Raw genomic sequence first — 17,374 nt, 5'->3', positions numbered from 1 at the left:
GGCTAAAACACCTCCGCTGGGTCGGCAGTGACGGCGCGGCGCACGGAAATGAGCCCCGAGAGGCTGCACATGACTACGGTCAAGGCTAAGACCAACACCAGGCGGTTGACGGTCATGATCATCGGTAGATTGGTCGCCTCGCGGGTGAGGCGATATAGCCCCACAGCGACCACCCAGCCGGGCACAAATCCGGCAATGGCCAGAATGACGGCTTCTTGGAGGACGACGCCGAATAAATAGCGACCGCTATAGCCCATGGCTTTGAGGGTGGCGTATTCGGTCATGTGGTCGCGGATGTCGGTGTAGAGAATCTGATACACAATCACCGTGCCGACGATGAAGGACACAATCACGCCGAGGGTAAAAATGAAGCCGATCGCGGTGGTTTGGAGCCAGAACTGCAAATCGTTTTGAATCATTTCGCGGCGGGTCAGAACTTGCACATCAGCGGGCAGCAAGCGACGCAGGGTGGTGGCGATCGCGTCCACATTGGCCCCTGACTCCACTTGAATGAGCCCCAGGTTGATCTGGCTAAAGGGGCGCGGCGCAAAAAAGCGAATAAAGTTCTGGTCGCTCATGATCAGGGTGCCATCAGCCGCGAATCCGCCCCCCAGGGTGTATTGCCCGCCAATGGTGACGCGGCGGCGATCGGCCTCCGTTTCCAAGCCCACAGTCTGGGGACCAAATTCTTCGCGAGAGAGGCGATCGATCAGCACGGTGTTGGGCGTTTCGAGCACTTGCTGCGCGGCTCGCGTTTGCAACTCGGGCATCCCAAACACGGGGTCTTGGGGATTGATGCCAAACACAAACATGGCGCGGCTGATGCGCGTCTCAGGATTCCGCCACAGCAGATATTCCATGTACAGCGGCATGGCCCGCTCGACCCCTTCTACCCCGGCGATCTGCACCAGTCGAGTGCGAGGAAAGGCTTTGGTGGAACTGATTTCGAGAGATTCGGGCGAGGTGAGAAAAATATCCGCTTGCAGTTGCTCATAGAAAGTGACGGTCGTGGCGAGCAGCGCCCCCTGGAACCCCAGGTTCATAAAAATCAGCAGCACGGCAAAGGCCACCCCCGCGATCGCGACAATCAGCCGGGTCTTTTCATGCAACAGGTTTAAGAGGGCGAGGGGCGTTCGTTGCATCTACGACTCCACATCAATCACCACATCCACCTGCAAATTCGTGAGGCCGTCAATCACCTCACTCTGATCGACCCGCACCCGCACCTCCACCACGCGGGCATCGGCGTTGGCGGCGGGGTCATCGTCCAGCACGTCATTTTTGAAAATTTGCAGACCCACCTGTTCTACCGTGCCTGTCAGCACGTCAGCAAAGGCCCCGTTGCGGCTGGTGATGGTGGCTCGTTGCCCGGGCTCTACCAGCGACACATCCGTTTCGTAGACTTCTGCCACGACATACATTTGCTGGGTGTCCCCCAGCGCCAAAATGGGGGCGTTAGTGGTCACCGCTTCGCCCGGTTCCGCATACAATTGCAAGATTTGCCCGGCGCGGGGAGCCCGAACGATGGTCTGCTCCAGGCGGGCTTCGGCTAGGGCCAGGTTTTGGGTGGCAGACTCGACATTCACCTGGGCTTGGGCCAGTTGCAAATTGGCGGTCTGGCTGTTGACCTGGGCGTCGGCGTTCGCCAGACTGGTGGTCCGGGCGACGGTGAGTTCTTGTTTGCGGGCTTGGGCACTTAACACTTCTTCCCGCAGACGTTGCACGGTGGCCCGCTGGCGATCGCGCTCTTGCTGGGCGATCGCCCCATCGGCATACAGCGCTTCAAAGCGGGCCAAATCGGCCTCGGCAATTTGCAGGTCAGCTTGCAGGCTTTCGATGGTGCGCTGTTGGGCTTCAATAGCGGCCAGTTGCGGTTGATCAATTTGGCTGATCCGCGTTTCTGCTTCTTGAATGGTGGCTTGCCCGGCCTCGGTTTGGGCCACCAGCAGCGCCTCGGCTTCGGCGAGTTGACTGGCGGCGAAGTCCCGTTCGGCGCGACGCACCGCATAAATGTCTAAATAGGCCAGGATCTGCTCGGCTTGCACGACCTCCCCTTCCGCCACTTCTAGTTGGCCCAGGCGACCACTTTCGCCCGCGACGACATCGACGACGCGGCCTGCTGGTTCAACCCGTCCCAGTGCCGCCACTTGTACTCGCTGGGGAGCGGGCGCTGCCGTTTCAGCCACCTCTGCTTGTTGCGCTTGCAGCCGCGATCGCACCAGCCAAAACGAGCCCCCGGCCAGCACCAACAAACCGACCAGCAGCAGCCAAAATTGGGTGCCGGATAAGGAGCGCAATTGTTTGATGGCCATGAATCATGCTCTGAGATAAATCGCCGCAGCGGGTGAGTCAGCGGACTCGTCAGCCAGGTTCGCTGCCGCTCTGAAGCCTAAACCGAACAGTTTGATTGTTCGATTCTCTATTTGGTTTAGCGTTCATGGTTCTAGTCGCGCCGATTTCATCGCCGTTTGCAACATTATTTAGGACTCTGATTGCTTTAGGGTTGGACGAAGCGCATTAGCGTGACTTCCCACACGAGGCGCGGCTGCACAAAGCGACGGAGGTGGATGCGGGCTTGTTCGAGCGCTTGCAGCGGCTGAGGCGATCGCTGCTGCTCCCACGTCATATGCTGCAAATAATCCACTAGCCAGAGTTGCGATTCAATATCCAGTTCTTTGCTGACTTGTCGCGCGGTATCGAGGGCGTCACGCAAGGTGCTGGGCGGGCGACTAAGGGCTGCGAGGATAGGGTCGGGAATCGTGTTGAGTTGCTCCCAAGCAGAGATCGCCTGACCGGGGCTGCCCTGGGCCATCGCGAGGATGTCGGGGCGCTGCAAAATCTCTGCGTAGCCCGCCTGCTGCAAAATGCTGCTCATCGTATCAGCCGCCAACCGCCGAAAGGGGATCGTCTGACAACGAGAAATAATCGTGGGCAAGAGTTGAGCGCTGTCTTCGGCCAGCAAAATCAGGGTGGCGGCTCCCGGCTCTTCCAACGTCTTCAGCAATCCATTGGCGGGCGCTTCGGCCATGGTTTCCGCCCCTTCAATGACCACCACGGCTTGCGGCGCTTCCAGGGTCGGTCGCGCCAAAAATCGGGCAATCTCCCGAATCTGCTCTAAGCGAATCTGCGGCGGACTTTTGCGTTTCAGATCCAGTTCTTCGGCTTCGGCAGCAGTGACGGGCTTGCCTTTGTGCAGATACGTGGGCTCGACCCACAGTAGATCGGGATGGTTGCGGGATGCGATGCGTCGCCGCAGCGTTGTCGGCTCAAGGCTCAAACCGTTGCCGAGCAGGCATTCGGCAAATCGAAGTGCGGCCAACCGTCGTCCCACTCCAGACGGCCCCGCAAATAAATAGGAGGGAGCAATCTGAGCTTGAGCGATCGCCTGACTCAGCAAATCAATCGCTGTCGTTTGGCCTAAGAGATCGGCAAATGTTTCCGATACCACGTCTTCAGCTTTTGCTCCATGATGGTTTGAATCTGCTGCGCCACCGTGTCTTCGGTGACCGCTGCGTCAATGGTCACAATCCGTTCGGGATGACGCTCTGCCAAGGTTTCAAAGCCTTGCTGTACCTGTTGGTGAAATTCCAGGTGGGTCTGTTCCATCCGATCTAGCGATCCCCGGCGGCGACTGCGGCTGAGTCCCTGGGCGGCATCGAGTTTGAGCCAAAAGGTCAGATCGCCCGAGATGCCCTCCGTGGCAATGTCATTCAACTGCTCAATCAACGAGAGGCTGAGGCCACGGCCATAGCCCTGATACGCCACGGTGGAGTCGATGAAGCGATCGCACAACACCCAACTGCCCGCTTGCAGCGCCGGACAAATGACTTCTTCGATGTGCTGAGCGCGATCGGCCGCATACAGCAACAGTTCAGCACGAGCACCCAGGGCCGTTTCGGGCTGATGGTCGAGTAACAGCGATCGCAGCGATCGCCCCAGATTTGTGCCGCCGGGTTCGCGAGTCACGATTAACTCCGGCACAATTCCTGCTGTCTGTAGTTTTTGAAACGCAGAATGTGCCACCAACCAATGCTGCAACCGAGCCAGTTGCGTACTTTTGCCGCTGCCCTCAACGCCTTCAAAAACAATCAGTTTTCCCTGCATAGCTCGCCGTTGGCAGATGGTTTTACGTGTCCCCATCTTAGAAGGGAACGGCACTCAGCGAATGTTCCTCCGGTCAAACCGCTCGCACAACCCGGCATGGATTGCCCACCGCCACCACGTTGGCGGGAATCGATTTGGTGACTACGCTGCCCGCCCCAATGGTGCTGCCGTCGCCAATGGTGACACCCGGACAAACAATCACGCCGCCGCCTAACCAAACGTTATTGCCAATGGCGATCGGGGCTGCCATTTCTACCCCCGTCAGCCGCACCTGGGGATCAACGGGATGATAGGCCGTGTAGAGTTGTACATTCGGACCCATCAGCACGTCGTCGCCAATGGTCACCCAGTTGCAGTCCAAAATCGTGCAGTTCACATTGATGTAGACATTGTGTCCGGCCCGAATGTGCCGCCCGTAGTCGCAATGGAAAGGCGGATAAATCTCACAGCTCTCCCCAACGGTATCGAACAGGGTTTGGATGATCTGCGATCGGGTGGCCGTCTCATCATGCGCTGACTGGTTAAATCGATGGAGTTGACGCGCTGCGGCCAGGCGCAAGGCGACCAATTCTGGATCATTGGCGAGGTACGGCTCATTGGCTAGCATTTTTTCCCGTTCAGTCAGCGGCATGGGGGTTAGGGGATGGGCGATCGCTCCAAATCATAGACGATGCCCCGATATTTACCGCTGGCATGCGCCGCTTGACTAGAAACTGGGGATAGTGCCGATGTATTATCCTGAGAGGGATTGACCGCAATGGGTGAGCGATCGCCCACCTACTGCAAATCGGTTTGTCTATGTCTGCTCCTTCTTCAGCCCCCCGTTTGCGTCCCTATCAGGTCGAACTGATCAACGACCTCTATCGCAAAGTTCAAAAGGGTCATAAAAAAATCGCCATCATTGCTGGTACTGGTGCAGGCAAAACTGTAATCAGTGGCAAAATCTGCCAGGATGCAGAATCGAGGGGGGAGAAGCTTCTATTCCTTGTTCATCTGGATGTCTTAGTTGGCCAGACCTACGACAAGATGAAAGCTTTTGGCCTGCACTGCGGGTTCATCAAAGCCGGGTGGAAAGAAGACCGCGACGCCCCCATTCAAATTGCCAGCGTGCAAACGATGGCCCAGCGAAAGTGGTGGCGCAAGTGGCCTGCGACAATTGTCTTTTATGACGAGGCCCATACAACACTCTTTAGTCGCGTCGGACAGTCTGTTATGTATACGACTCATCCCAATGCGTTTCATTTGGCGATGACGGCTACCCCCGAGCGCCTGGGCAAAGACCAACTAGGTGAACATTTGGAAACGCTCGTATCAGCACCGCCGCCCGCTGAGTTACAGGCGATGGGATTTTTGTCGCAGATGAAATATTTCAGTATGCCGCCGGATGGGGTGGCAGATTTGAAAGAAGTGAAGACCGTGCGCGGCGATTACGACGAAGCCGGGTTGAAGAATGCCTGCGATCGCCCCGAACTCGTCAGCAAAATCGTGCAAGAGTGGAAGCGCCTGGTGCCCGGCAAACGCACCATCGCCTTTTGTGTCGATATTGAACATGCTCGCCACGTCGCGGAAGAATTTCGCCACGCAGGCATCCCCGCTGATACCGTCGAGGGCAGCACCCCGATTAAAGAACGGCAGCGGATGTATGCCGATCTGCGCGACGAGCGCATCCTCGTGCTCACCTCGTGCAACGTCATCAGCATCGGCTTCGATGAACCCAGTGTCGAAGTTGGATTAATGCTGCGCCCGACCCAGTCCAGTGCCCTCCACATTCAGCAGATTGGCCGCGTCATGCGCATTTCACCGCAAACGGGCAAAGCCTGCGGCATCATCCTTGACCAGGCGGGCAATCTCGAACGCCTCGGCTTCCCCGAAGACATCGACGAATATCGTCTTCCGAAAGCGAAGGAAGATGGCCCTGGAGGCGGAGGGCCTCCCCCCCAGAAAGTATGTCCTCAATGTGGAAGGTCAGTTTTGAGCTTCATCATGAAATGTCCTGAATGCGAACATCAGTGGTCTTCAGAGCGACCTGTTAATTTAGAAAATATGATCCAAGTTTATTCGCGGGAGCAGGCCCACAAAATCAAAGATGTTCCTACGCTCATGGAGATGTTTCACAGTTGTAGGCGTAAAGCATATAACAGTAATTCCGCTCCGCCGTATGCGGAACACCTTTTCCGAGAGAAGTGTGGCAGAAGGCATCAGGCAAACTGGTGTCGAAATTCAATATTTGGCTCTAATCCAACTAACATCGATAAGCAGAATTTCTTTGAATACTTGGAACCTCACGCCAAACGCTACGGCAGTAACCCTTTAGATTGGATTATGCGGGAATTTGAAAAAGAGTTTGGCCCCGGTACCTGGGAGCAATTCGCGCAGATGATGTCGAAACGGCAGAGCGATCGCCGTTAAGTCCATCGATTTTGCTGCAAGCCCCCTCGCTTTTCTAGCCCCCTTGCCCCTCTGCTCCCCTGCCCTTTGGTCTGCTTGCCCCGTTCACGATTGATCAATTTTCGCCGCGCGACATTACCCCCATTCACCTTACGAACCTTATCGTTTCATTGAGAAATCCGTGCTGATTGTGACACAGGCTACGTTCGCCCCTCAGTATTGGGCAAAATTGGTATAGACAAACATCTAAGGTAGGAGGTGCATGATGGCTGTTGTGAGAACAGTGGAGTTGTTTGCCAATGCTGATGAGCACCTGACTTTTGAGGCTGGGGAAGTCATCTTTAAGAGCGGTACGTTTGGCCACATGATGTATGGCATCGTTTCCGGCACCGTGGACTTGCAGGTTGATGGCAAAACCGTTGAAACCATCGAAGCGGGTGATGTCTTTGGCGAAGGTGCCCTGGTGCAGACTGACCACACGCGAGCAACCACAGCGATCGCGCAAACCGACTGTCAATTGATTGCCGTCAGCGAAAGTCGATTTAAGTTTTTGATTGAGAACACCCCGATGTTTGCGATCGAAGTATTGCAGAGTTTCTCCAATCGGCTTCAACGTTTCAAGCATCCTCAAGCTGCTTAACTAGCTGTCTAGCTTGAGGGGATGTTGTGGGCGACCAACTGCGACTGTCACTGCCCTTCGAGGGTTGTCCGAGGTCGCCCATAATATTTGTCGGGGCTCGTGGTTCGTGACTGACATTGAGCTGCGAAACCCTCGATCAAAATGAGTACACTAGCGTTAGCGTTTTAGAGAAATTGCATGTCTGTTGCACGCACGGTTGAACTGTTCTCCAAAATTCCTGATGGCAAATCCTTCCAAGCCGGGGAGATCATTTTCAGCGAGGGCGACTCCGGGACAGAGATGTACGGCATCATTGAGGGCACAGTGGCCATGCAGGTAAATGGCAAAACGGTGGAAACCATCAATGCAGGCGATGTCTTCGGAGAGGGAGCACTCGTTCACTCCGACAAACTACGCCGCTCGACGGCGTTGGCACAAACGGCCTGTCAATTAGCCGTGCTCGACGAAGAACGGTTCAAATTTTTGATTACCAACACGCCAATGTTTGCGATCGAGGTGATGCGTAGCTATTCCGATCGCCTCCGCCGCTTCAAGCATCCCGAGATCAATTAAATTGGCGGTATTTATCCCGACGCAGCTCTATCCCAGCTAGGGTATTGGTCCTGATTCGTTTTGCTGTGGATTGTCTGAGCTAGAGCGATCGCTGACTCAGCACAAAGAAGGGGTCTTTAAGAAAGCCCGTACTGCATCCAAATAGAGCTTGGGCGCTTCCAGCATCGGAAAATGCCCGGTATTTTCAATCTCTACATACTGAATCATCTCGGGGTTTAGCTCAGCCGCAGCTTGCCCCAATTTAGCTGGAGTGATTTGGTCATATTGCCCCGAAACCAGGAGGGTGGGCACGCTAAGTTCAGCAAATGCCGCTGGCATAATTTCAGTGGCCTGCTTACTAACTGCGGTGTAGATAGTCCCTAAGGCCACATCGCCATCTGCTTCTAAATAATCTTCTAAAAAGGCGTAGCGCTCCGCTGCCGGAATCGGGCGACTTAAAAAGCGAGCCATAAAGATTCTCGGCATAAGCGGAATCTGCTTGAGCCAATGGGGCCGGAAGCCAACGACGTAGCCGCCAAATTTATAAAATGCCTCAAATGCCTTTTTGTCGTATTCAAAGACGCCATTACAGGTCAGGATGGATTGCTTGATGCGATCGCCATACTGATTGCAAAACAAAACTGCCACCGACGCTCCGGTGGAATGGGAGTTGAGCCAAACCTGCTCCAGTCCCAATACGTTCATCAGTTCGACCAGATCATCCGCAAACGTATCAAGCTCGTAGCCGCGAGCTAAGACCGCTGCGCGATTTTCGGGGGCGATGGGTGATCGTCCAAACCCGCGCATGTCATACAACAGGCAGTCAAACTCATCACTCAGCGATCGCGCAGTGGACTGCCAATATCGACAAGAACCGCCCCACCCGTGGATAAATACCATGATCGGTTTATCGCCTTGGGGAGCCTCACCAGAGGCGGTTAGCCACTCGTAGTAGTGGTTAACGCCAGAGACATTTGCGTAAGCCATACGTCAGCCCCTATGCCGACTCAGGCTTGGGCAATGAAGACGGATGCACCAACAACTCAGCCGTGGAGCGTTGTTCGACCATTTCCCGAGTGATGGTACAGCGCTTCAGATCTTTCCGCGAGGGCAGCTCGTACATCACATCGAGCATCAATTCTTCAACGATGCCGCGTAGTGCCCGTGCTCCGGTTTTGCGCCGATAGGCTTCCCGAGCGATCGCGCGAATCGCATCCGGCTTAAACTCCAGCTGCACGTTGTCCATGCCCATGAGCTTTTGGAATTGCTTGATCAGCGCATTCTTCGGCTCGGTCATGATCTCGACCAGCATTTCCTCATCTAGCGGATCGACGACCGTAATGGCCGGAATCCGACCGATAAACTCAGGAATAAGGCCGTATTTCACCAGGTCTTGCGGCTCTAACTGCTTCAGCACATCGGCGGTGCGCTTTTCGCGAGAGGCTTGGCTGTCTCCCGGTTGAATGAAGCCCATTGACTTTTTGCCAGCCCGCTGCTCGACCAGCTTTTCGAGCCCCACAAAGGCGCCCCCGCAGATGAACAAAATGTTGCTCGTATCAATCTGGATGCAATCCTGATAAGGATGCTTGCGACCGCCCTGCGGCGGCACATTGGCGACTGTGCCTTCCAACATCTTCAACAGAGCCTGCTGCACGCCTTCACCAGAGACATCGCGGGTAATCGAAGGATTTTCGCTCTTGCGGGCAATCTTATCGATTTCGTCGATGTAAATAATGCCGCGTTGGGCCTCTTCGACATCGAGATCCGCTACTTGCAGCAGCCGCAGCAGAATGTTTTCCACGTCTTCGCCGACGTAGCCCGCTTCTGTGAGGGTTGTCGCATCAGCTACGGCAAACGGTACATCCAAGACGCGGGCCAGCGTCTGTGCCAGCAACGTTTTCCCAGATCCCGTTGGGCCGATTAGTAAGATATTAGCTTTTTGAATTTCGACCGCATCCTCAGCATTCTCAGCTTGGCTTTGCAAATGACTGAGGCGTTTGTAGTGGTTATAAACTGCAACGGACAAGACTTTTTTGGCCTCATCTTGACCAATTACATGTTCGTCTAAGTAGCTCTTGATCTCACGCGGCTTTGGCACCTGGCTGAAAGAAATTGGGGAAGGGGTCCGCCGCCGCTCAGGCGTTTGCTCTCGCCGGGGCACTGACTGAGGAACCGTCGCGCCTGAGTCAAAGAGTTCTTCATCCAAAATTTCGTTGCACAGGTCAACACATTCATCGCAAATGTAAACCCCAGGCCCAGCAATCAGCTTGCGTACCTGCTCTTGTGACTTGCCACAAAAGGAACATTTGAGATGGGAGTCGTACTTAGACATGGTGTACCCCTATTGCGATGCAGCAGCTGTGGCAGCAGTTGTCAGTGAGTTTTGTGCTAGCACCTGGTCAATTAAGCCGTAATTTTTGGCTTCTTCCGCCGACATGTAAAAGTCACGTTCAGTATCGGTTTCAATGCGCTCTATGGGCTGCCCACTGTGGTGTGCGATGAGCTCGTTTAATCGCTGCTTGTGGTACAAAATTTCTTTGGCTTGAATCTCGATATCCACAGCTTGGCCTTGAGCACCGCCCAACGGTTGGTGGATCATGATGCGTGCACTAGGGAGTGACAATCGCTTGCCGGGAGCACCACCACATAGCAGAAACGCACCCATGCTAGCAGCTAAACCAAAACAGATCGTGACCACATCCGGTCGAATCTGCTGCATAGTGTCATAAATGGCCATGCCTGCCGTTACCGAACCACCGGGAGAATTGATGTAAATTTGGACGTCTTTCTCAGGCTCTTCTGCATCTAAAAATAGCAGTTGGGCAACAATGGCATCGGCAATCTTGTCATTCACCGGAGTGCCTAGAAAAATAATGCGCTCCCGCAGTAGTCGAGAATAGATATCAAAAGCGCGCTCACCCCGGCCAGACTGTTCAACCACCATGGGTAAAACGTTCTGAACCTGTTGGTGCAGCTGGCTTTGACTCGTCAGGATGTGATTTGTGTGAGATTGCAATGCCATTAAACTGTTGAGTATTTCCAAATCTATTAAGTCACCGCAGCTAGCAACTTTCCGCATTCTGACAACTGGTTTGGCTTGTGAAAGCCAGCAACTTTGCCACAGTTGTCACACAGCCTAGTCGTTTTAGCCGCTAGACAACATTATGCCCCAACCACGAACTCACTACCGGAGGTTCAGGAACGAGCTGAATCCGGAAAAGTCGCGATTTGCCCCAAAGTGTAGACCAATTTCTCGGTTTCTGATCCCCATGCGCTTCATTAATCTTTGAAGTCTGATCATTGAGCGTTGAGCCGATCGTCTGACTATCTGGTGAACCTTGGGGTGGCTGTGCCGCTACTCCTCTTCGCTGGTGGTGGAGACAGCGGTAGTTTCGACCGTCGTTGTGGTCTCTGGGTCAGCGGCTGGCTCAATCGTAGGAGCGGTTTCCGGGGTGGACTCGCTCTCTTCATCAGCTGCCGCTTCAGCGGCCGACAGTGTGCCCTCAGGCACCATTTCAACTGTGTTATTTTCGACCAGCCACTTCAGAATTTTTTCTTGTAGCAGTTCTTCGTTAACGACCTCACGTAGGCGATCGCGGTCAACCTGCTCGGGGTTGCTGACTTCTTCCAGCATCTCCTTCATCCGCTCAGCCACTTCGTCCTCTTCGACCTTGATCGATTCCTGCTTGGCGACTTCGCCCAATGCGAGGGTGCGACGTAGCCGATCAATGGCCTCAGGGCGCGATCGCTCGCGCATGTTTTCAATGATTTCCTGAGTCAACATTTTGCCGATGTCAATGCCCTGGCGGCTGAGTTGAATGGCAGCTTGCTGTACCAGATGATTGGCCTCGCGACGAATCAGCGTTTCTGGGATTTCGGCGTCTAGGTGCTTAAGCAGGGCCGCGAGCAACGCTTCAAACTGATTCGCTTCAGTTTTGTCTTGCGCCTCCTGTTGATACCGCTCTTCTAGAGAATTACGGAGTGCTTCCAACGTTTCAAACTCGCTGACTTCTTCTGCAAAGTCATCGTCTAACTCAGGCAATTCCTTTTCCTTGAGTTCCTTGACTGTCACGGTGAAAATCGTCGCCTTGCCTGCTAAATCTGCCTGTGGATAGTCTTCGGGAAACTGCAGCGACAACTCTTTAGTTTCATCCAGAGACATCCCCACGATGCCCTCGACAAAGCCGTCAATGAAGCCGCCTTCTTTAATATCCAGCTGGAAGTCTTCAGCACTGCCGCCTTCAAAAACTTCAAAAGAGCCATCGGCCTGCTCGACCTTGCCCTCAAAGTCCACCACGGCCACGTCACCCATTTGAACGGCGCGATCCTCGACGGGCACCAAGGTGGCAAGATTGAGGCGATATTGCTCCAAGACCTCATCGACTTTGCTGGCTTCGTACTTAATCTCTTCAGCCTGCACTTCTAAGCCGGTGTATTGCTCCAGAGTGACTCGAGGCGGCACATCCACCGAGGCTTGAAACGTGAGCGTTTCGCCCGGAGTGTATTGCTCGATCAGTTCGTCGAACTCGGTGGTTAGTTGATAATTGCCGATCGCTTCAATCGATTCGTCTTTAATAGCCTGTTCAACTGCCGTTTGCACGAGTTCTTCCAGGGCCGCAGCTTTGATCTGGGCTGTGCCAAAACGCTGCAAAAAGACTGGACGAGGCACCTTGCCGGGACGAAACCCCGGAATTCGCACCGTTTTGATTAATTTTTTTAGGACCTTTTCATAGGTTTGCTTAGAAACCTCAGCGGGCACTTCAATTTGCAACCCCACTTGACTATCGGGCAGTTGTTCTTGAGTAACTTTCATGAAAGAGTCCTAACTTCCTTGCGAATCGTCGAAAAATATCTGGCTTTGCTCCAAAGAACAGTGCTGGAAGCAGCGATGCTGTCTTAGTGCGATGACTGTCGAATTTTGACGCAGTTAGCTATGATACTGCATTCATGGGACAACATGGCTGGCGGATTTCAAGGCATCTTAACGATTGCGATCGCACCCCAGTGAGAACATGGTGTCAGACAAATCCGCTGGTTCCAAACAGTGACTCGGCATTGCTCGTTTTATTAGGACGGGGCGAGCCTTGACTTGGCCAGCAATACAAAAAGTTTATGAAGATGGAGGGTAAGCGACGTGGCTGAGGGATATCGGGTAGCAATTTTGGGGGCCACTGGAGCCGTGGGGACGGAATTGATGGCGCTGTTAGAGGAGCGGCAGTTTCCACTGACCGAACTCCGACTGTTGGCGTCTCCTCGCTCGGCAGGCAAAACCCTACCCTTCAAAGGCCAATCACTCACGGTGCAGCCCCTCGGCGATCGCGCCTTCGACGATATTGATATTGTGCTGGCCTCAGCAGGTGCTAGCGTTTCTCGCGAATGGGCGGCCAAAGCCACTGCCGCCGGAGCGGTCGTCATTGACAACTCCAGTGCCTTTCGCATGGATCCGAAGACGCCACTTGTTGTCCCCGAAGTGAACCCGCAGGCTGCTGCCCACCATCAAGGCGTGATTGCGAATCCCAACTGCACCACGATTTTGATGGCGGTTGCCCTTTGGCCACTCCATCAAATTCAGCCGATTCAGCGCATTGTGGTGGCTACCTATCAATCCGCAAGCGGCGCTGGTGCTCAGGCCATGGAAGAGATGAAGCAGCAGGCCCAAGCCATTTTGGATGGTACAGAACCCAAAACTGAGGCGTTTCCCTATCCGCTGGCTTTCAATTTGTTCCCCCACAACTCGCCTTTGAATGACAATGGCTATTGTCAAGAAGAGATGAAAATGGTGAACGAAACCCGCAAAATTTTCGGGGAGGCCGATTTGCGAGTAACGGCCACCTGTATCCGAGTGCCGGTATTGCGTGCCCACTCCGAAGCGGTCAATTTAGAGTTTGCGGCTCCTTTTTCGCCGGATCAGGCGCGTGCTGCTCTGGTCGCTGCACCGGGGGTCAAGCTGCTCGAGGACTGGGAAGCAAATTATTTTCCCATGCCCCAGGACGCGAGTGGTCAGGATGATGTGTTGGTTGGACGCATTCGGTCCGACTTATCGCATCCCAACGGCCTGGAGCTTTGGCTTTGCGGTGACCAAATCCGCAAAGGCGCGGCACTCAATGCCGTCCAAATTGCGGAACTGCTTGTGCAAAAGCAGTGGGTGAAACCCATGGCGACGCTGGCCTAATTCTTTAACGCGCTTCAGCCGCGTCGGTTAAGGATGTGGCTGAGGCGAATGAATTAAATGAGGGGCTTTGCCGCTGCTACCCTATGGCTTTGCGGGCGCAAGGTTGCTATGTTATTGCTGACACCAACTCACATCAGGCAATTGGCTTTTGCATTAGGAGCGACTAGCCTGGGTTGATAAAAGGATTTGAGCGCGTGGGATATTTTGGACGGGTACTGACGGCAATGGTGACGCCTTTTGGGGCCGACAACACTGTCGATTACTCAGTGGCAGAAAAGCTGGCAGCGCATCTAGTCGATAACGGCAGCGATGGTTTGGTGGTTTGTGGTACCACTGGCGAGTCTCCCACCCTATCCTGGGACGAAGAGTTCCAACTCTTTCAATGTGTCAAGGCAGCGGTGGGCGATCGCGCTAAAGTGATTGCCGGAACTGGCTCGAACTCCACTACAGAAGCGATTGAAGCCACCCGCAAAGCGGCGGCCCTAAATCTGGATGGGACGTTGCAAGTCGTGCCCTATTACAACAAGCCGACCCAAGCTGGATTGCTGCAGCATTTTCGGGCGATCGCTGATGCCTGCGACGATTTCCCAGTCATGCTCTACAATATTCCTGGTAGGACAGGGCAGAGCTTCTCGATTGACACCCTTGTGCAACTGTCAGAGATCGACAACATCGTGGCCATTAAAGAGGCCAGTGGAAATCTTGATTTCGCGAGTCATTTGCGGTCTGTAACTCCCAGTGCATTTGCCATTTACTCTGGCGATGATTCTCTAACGCTGCCGTTGTTGGCGGTTGGGGGCTGTGGTGTCGTAAGTGTGGCGAGTCATCTGGTCGGTAATCAGCTGCAGCAGATGATCAGAGCTTTCGAATCAGGTGACGTTCAAGCGGCCACAGCAAGCCATCTGAAGTTGTTCCCTTTGTTTAAGGCACTGTTCTTGGAAACAAATCCGATTCCGGTCAAAGCAGCCTTGGCCCTGAAAGGGTGGCAGGTTGGTTCTCTGCGTTCGCCCCTGTTGCCGGCGAGTGATGCCGTAAAAAGTGAATTGCAGGCCGTTTTGAACTCATTGGCCTAGCGCCGTTAATTATCAGGGCTGCAACCCTAAGAGCTTGGCACAACTGAATACATCTAATTTCTTTATGTACATTGATTCACGGAGTGTGTATGGCCTTATCCAACCCGACCTTGACCGATTAGCGCCGTTATCTGACGGTAATTACGTTTTTGAGCTCACCTTTAGTGCCTTGCAAGTTGCTGGAAAGGTCGCTTCAGCTTTGCTGGGTGGGCTCGAAGTCAGCATATTTTTTGAAAAATCTGTCTTACTGCAGTAGTTTCCAGAGTTTTCTAAATAAGTCTTGCTTTACCTGTGCGGGTCGTTGCCTTGGCACTACGGAGACAGGAGCGACCAATCAGTAGGGCAATGCCCTTTCAATCTTTTGTTCAGCCATTTTTGGCATTTTTTATTAACGACAAACTGTATGACTAATCCCAATCCTGATGCAAAGCTCAAGATTATTCCCCTCGGTGGACTGCATGAAATTGGTAAAAACACCTGTGTGTTTGAAATCAATGACGAGATTATTCTGCTCGATGCAGGCCTCGCTTTCCCCACTGACGGTATGCATGGTGTGAATATTGTGCTGCCGGATGTGACTTATTTGCGAGACAACCGCCACAAAATTAAGGGCATGATCGTCACCCATGGCCACGAAGACCACATTGGCGGCATTGCTTACCACCTCAAGCAGTTCGACATTCCGGTGATCTATGGTCCACGCTTGGCAATGGCTTTGCTAGAAGGCAAGTTGGAAGAAGCTGGGGTCAGCGATCGCACTGAACTGCGTCCGGTGCGGCCTCGTGACATGGTGCGCCTCGGCAAATCCTTTGTGGTGGAATATATTCGCAACACCCACTCCATTGCCGATAGCTGTAGTGTGGCGATTCACACCCCTCTGGGCGTGGTGATCCATACGGGCGACTTTAAGTTTGACCATACCCCGGTCGATGGCGAACATTTTGATGTGCAAAAGCTGGCCGAGTACGGCGAAAAAGGCGTTCTCTGTCTGATCAGCGACTCAACCAATTCGGAAGTACCCGGTCATACCCCTTCCGAGCGATCGGTGTTTCCTAACTTGGATCGAGTCTTTTCCCAAGCCGACGGCCGCCTGCTGGTCACCACCTTCTCTTCGTCGGTCCATCGGGTCAACATGATCTTGGAACTGGCGAAAAAGCATCACCGCATGGTTTTTGTGGTGGGACGTTCCATGCTTAATGTGATTGCCCATGCCCGCGAGTTGGGGTACATCAAATGCGAAGAAGATCGCTTTCAACCCCTGCGGAACTTGAGCCAATATTCTGATCGCGACGTGATGATTCTCATGACCGGGTCGCAGGGTGAGCCGATGGCGGCATTAACCCGCATTGCTAATGGCTCTCACCGAGAGATCAAAATTCGTGAAGGCGATACCGTTGTCTTCTCCGCGAATCCCATTCCCGGCAACACGATCTCAGTGGTTAATAACATCGATAAACTGATGATGAAAGGTGCCAAGGTCGTTTACGGCAAGCATCAAGGGATTCACGTCTCGGGACATGGTGCCCAGGAAGATCAAAAACTCATGCTGGCCCTGACCCGACCGAAATTTTTCTTGCCGGTGCATGGTGAGCATCGGATGTTAGTGAAACATTCTCAGACGGCCCAAAGTATGGGCGTGCCTGCGGAAAACATGGTCATCATTAACAACGGCGATGTCGTCGAACTGACCCAAAACAGTATTGGGATTGGTGGCAAAGTGCCTTCGGGGATTGAACTGGTTGATTCCTCTCGCCAAGGTGTGGTGGACCGAGAAACCCTGCGCGATCGCCAGCAGCTCGCTGAGGACGGCATTATTACAGTGGCGGCGATCGTGAGCCAACGAGGCAAACTCGTCACTCCGCCAACGGTCGATATTCGGGGGATTTCACAAACCCTAGATTTGGAGCGGTTCCAAAACAAAGTGTCTGATTTGATTGGGCGAGTTTTGCGAGAACGCACCAATAAGAAAGGTATTGAGCGTGACGGCATTCAGCCTGCGATCGAATCAGAGTTACGCCGACTGATCCGTAAAGAGTTGCCGAAGCGGTATCCTGTGACGGTTCTATTGCTGAACTGGGTAGAAACAGCAGAAAATAATGCGCCAGTCCCCGCGCTAACCGCATCGTAAGCTGCTGGATTCCTGGGACTTAGCCGCTATAGCGGTTTGATGAATGTTGTAAAACTTAACCTCCGCTTAGTGGCCGTTTCGACGGGGCTGAGCGGAGGTTTTATTAATGAATGTGCTTGTTCTCGCCACTGGGCGCTATAATGCACCCAACAGAAGCAGACCTGTGGTTGGGCTTGAGCATTGACAAGCAAGAGAGCCAATTGCAGCCGCTTACCAAAGGCTTCTGTCAGAATTTTTGAGATTCGACAAAGATTTTGGTAGCCCTGGAACCGTGGTACTTGCGGTTTTCGAGACCGTTCCAGCTCTTCAAAGGTGAATGAGCTATCTGCGATCGCGTT

15 protein-coding genes are annotated in these 17,374 nt (G+C 53.7%); 6 read left to right on the top strand and 9 right to left on the bottom strand.

The window, feature by feature from the left end:
* Nucleotides 1-2 precede the first annotated feature (2 nt).
* The 5 genes from devC to DYY88_RS04415 form a co-directional block, all read right to left on the bottom strand.
* Nucleotides 3-1,142, bottom strand: a complete 1,140-nt coding sequence (gene devC / locus DYY88_RS04435) for an ABC transporter permease DevC (protein WP_039725722.1) — start codon at nt 1,140-1,142, stop codon at nt 3-5.
* Nucleotides 1,143-2,312, bottom strand: coding sequence for an efflux RND transporter periplasmic adaptor subunit (locus DYY88_RS04430; RefSeq protein ID WP_039725721.1), 1,170 nt, complete (start codon nt 2,310-2,312; stop codon nt 1,143-1,145).
* Nucleotides 2,313-2,497: 185 nt separating this feature from the next.
* The gene (locus DYY88_RS04425; RefSeq protein ID WP_039725720.1) at nt 2,498-3,448 is read right to left on the bottom strand and encodes a DNA polymerase III subunit delta'; all 951 of its coding nucleotides are present in this window, start codon (nt 3,446-3,448) and stop codon (nt 2,498-2,500) included.
* Nucleotides 3,418-4,104: a dTMP kinase gene (gene tmk / locus DYY88_RS04420; protein ID WP_039725719.1), complete on the bottom strand. Its 687-nt coding sequence runs from the start codon at nt 4,102-4,104 to the stop codon at nt 3,418-3,420. Before tmk ends, DYY88_RS04425 begins: the two co-directional genes overlap by 31 nt.
* A gap of 73 nt (nt 4,105-4,177) precedes the next feature.
* Complete coding sequence (locus DYY88_RS04415; RefSeq protein WP_039725718.1) at nt 4,178-4,735, bottom strand: sugar O-acetyltransferase; 558 nt, start codon at nt 4,733-4,735, stop codon at nt 4,178-4,180.
* A 167-nt stretch (nt 4,736-4,902) separates the two neighbouring features.
* Between DYY88_RS04415 and DYY88_RS04410 the strand changes: the two genes are divergently transcribed.
* From DYY88_RS04410 to DYY88_RS04400, 3 genes are all read left to right on the top strand, one after another.
* The gene (locus DYY88_RS04410) at nt 4,903-6,513 is read left to right on the top strand and encodes a DEAD/DEAH box helicase (protein ID WP_039725717.1); all 1,611 of its coding nucleotides are present in this window, start codon (nt 4,903-4,905) and stop codon (nt 6,511-6,513) included.
* 244 nt (nt 6,514-6,757) lie between these two features.
* Nucleotides 6,758-7,132: a Crp/Fnr family transcriptional regulator gene (locus DYY88_RS04405; protein ID WP_236146317.1), complete on the top strand. Its 375-nt coding sequence runs from the start codon at nt 6,758-6,760 to the stop codon at nt 7,130-7,132.
* A gap of 177 nt (nt 7,133-7,309) precedes the next feature.
* Nucleotides 7,310-7,684, top strand: coding sequence for a Crp/Fnr family transcriptional regulator (locus DYY88_RS04400; protein WP_039725715.1), 375 nt, complete (start codon nt 7,310-7,312; stop codon nt 7,682-7,684).
* 96 nt (nt 7,685-7,780) lie between these two features.
* On the opposite strand, the gene DYY88_RS04395 is transcribed toward DYY88_RS04400, so the two are convergent.
* The 4 genes from DYY88_RS04395 to tig form a co-directional block, all read right to left on the bottom strand.
* On the bottom strand, nt 7,781-8,650 hold the full coding sequence (locus DYY88_RS04395; protein WP_039725714.1) for an alpha/beta fold hydrolase: 870 nt from the start codon (nt 8,648-8,650) through the stop codon (nt 7,781-7,783).
* Between the two features lie 10 nt (nt 8,651-8,660).
* Entirely contained in the window at nt 8,661-9,995 is a 1,335-nt protein-coding gene (gene clpX / locus DYY88_RS04390; RefSeq protein ID WP_039725713.1) for an ATP-dependent protease ATP-binding subunit ClpX, read from the bottom strand.
* 9 nt (nt 9,996-10,004) lie between these two features.
* Nucleotides 10,005-10,685: an ATP-dependent Clp endopeptidase proteolytic subunit ClpP gene (clpP, locus tag DYY88_RS04385; RefSeq protein ID WP_039725712.1), complete on the bottom strand. Its 681-nt coding sequence runs from the start codon at nt 10,683-10,685 to the stop codon at nt 10,005-10,007.
* A gap of 333 nt (nt 10,686-11,018) precedes the next feature.
* Nucleotides 11,019-12,476 carry a trigger factor gene (gene tig, locus DYY88_RS04380; protein WP_039725711.1) on the bottom strand — a complete coding sequence of 486 codons (1,458 nt, stop codon included), beginning with the start codon at nt 12,474-12,476 and terminating at the stop codon, nt 11,019-11,021.
* A gap of 321 nt (nt 12,477-12,797) precedes the next feature.
* On the opposite strand from tig, the gene DYY88_RS04375 reads away from it, so the two are divergent.
* The 3 genes from DYY88_RS04375 (at nt 12,798) to DYY88_RS04365 (ending at nt 17,036) form a co-directional block, all read left to right on the top strand.
* Nucleotides 12,798-13,835 (top strand): aspartate-semialdehyde dehydrogenase, encoded by a 1,038-nt coding sequence (locus tag DYY88_RS04375; RefSeq protein WP_039725710.1) that lies wholly within the window; start codon nt 12,798-12,800, stop codon nt 13,833-13,835.
* 194 nt (nt 13,836-14,029) lie between these two features.
* A complete protein-coding gene (gene dapA / locus DYY88_RS04370) occupies nt 14,030-14,908 on the top strand; it encodes a 4-hydroxy-tetrahydrodipicolinate synthase (RefSeq protein ID WP_039725709.1) in 879 nt (292 codons plus the stop codon).
* Between the two features lie 403 nt (nt 14,909-15,311).
* Nucleotides 15,312-17,036 (top strand): ribonuclease J, encoded by a 1,725-nt coding sequence (locus tag DYY88_RS04365; protein ID WP_044151054.1) that lies wholly within the window; start codon nt 15,312-15,314, stop codon nt 17,034-17,036.
* Nucleotides 17,037-17,374 lie beyond the last annotated feature (338 nt).

The organism is Leptolyngbya iicbica LK, assembly GCF_004212215.1.
GTDB classification, from domain to species: domain Bacteria; phylum Cyanobacteriota; class Cyanobacteriia; order Phormidesmidales; family Phormidesmidaceae; genus Halomicronema; species Halomicronema iicbica.
The sequence above is the reverse complement of the archived record's forward strand: the minus strand, read 5'-3'. Positions and strand labels throughout refer to the sequence as shown.

Excerpts from the sequence above, each read along its gene's own strand:
- devC (WP_039725722.1), bottom strand. The coding sequence starts at position 1,142 with ATGCAACGAACGCCCCTCGCCCTCTTAAACCTGTTGCATGAAAAGACC.
- DYY88_RS04430 (WP_039725721.1), bottom strand. The coding sequence starts at position 2,312 with ATGGCCATCAAACAATTGCGCTCCTTATCCGGCACCCAATTTTGGCTG.
- tmk (WP_039725719.1), bottom strand. The coding sequence starts at position 4,104 with ATGCAGGGAAAACTGATTGTTTTTGAAGGCGTTGAGGGCAGCGGCAAA.
- DYY88_RS04415 (WP_039725718.1), bottom strand. The coding sequence starts at position 4,735 with ATGCCGCTGACTGAACGGGAAAAAATGCTAGCCAATGAGCCGTACCTC.
- DYY88_RS04410 (WP_039725717.1), top strand. The coding sequence starts at position 4,903 with ATGTCTGCTCCTTCTTCAGCCCCCCGTTTGCGTCCCTATCAGGTCGAA.
- DYY88_RS04405 (WP_236146317.1), top strand. The coding sequence starts at position 6,758 with ATGGCTGTTGTGAGAACAGTGGAGTTGTTTGCCAATGCTGATGAGCAC.
- DYY88_RS04400 (WP_039725715.1), top strand. The coding sequence starts at position 7,310 with ATGTCTGTTGCACGCACGGTTGAACTGTTCTCCAAAATTCCTGATGGC.
- DYY88_RS04395 (WP_039725714.1), bottom strand. The coding sequence starts at position 8,650 with ATGGCTTACGCAAATGTCTCTGGCGTTAACCACTACTACGAGTGGCTA.
- clpX (WP_039725713.1), bottom strand. The coding sequence starts at position 9,995 with ATGTCTAAGTACGACTCCCATCTCAAATGTTCCTTTTGTGGCAAGTCA.
- clpP (WP_039725712.1), bottom strand. The coding sequence starts at position 10,685 with ATGGCATTGCAATCTCACACAAATCACATCCTGACGAGTCAAAGCCAG.
- tig (WP_039725711.1), bottom strand. The coding sequence starts at position 12,476 with ATGAAAGTTACTCAAGAACAACTGCCCGATAGTCAAGTGGGGTTGCAA.
- DYY88_RS04365 (WP_044151054.1), top strand. The coding sequence starts at position 15,312 with ATGACTAATCCCAATCCTGATGCAAAGCTCAAGATTATTCCCCTCGGT.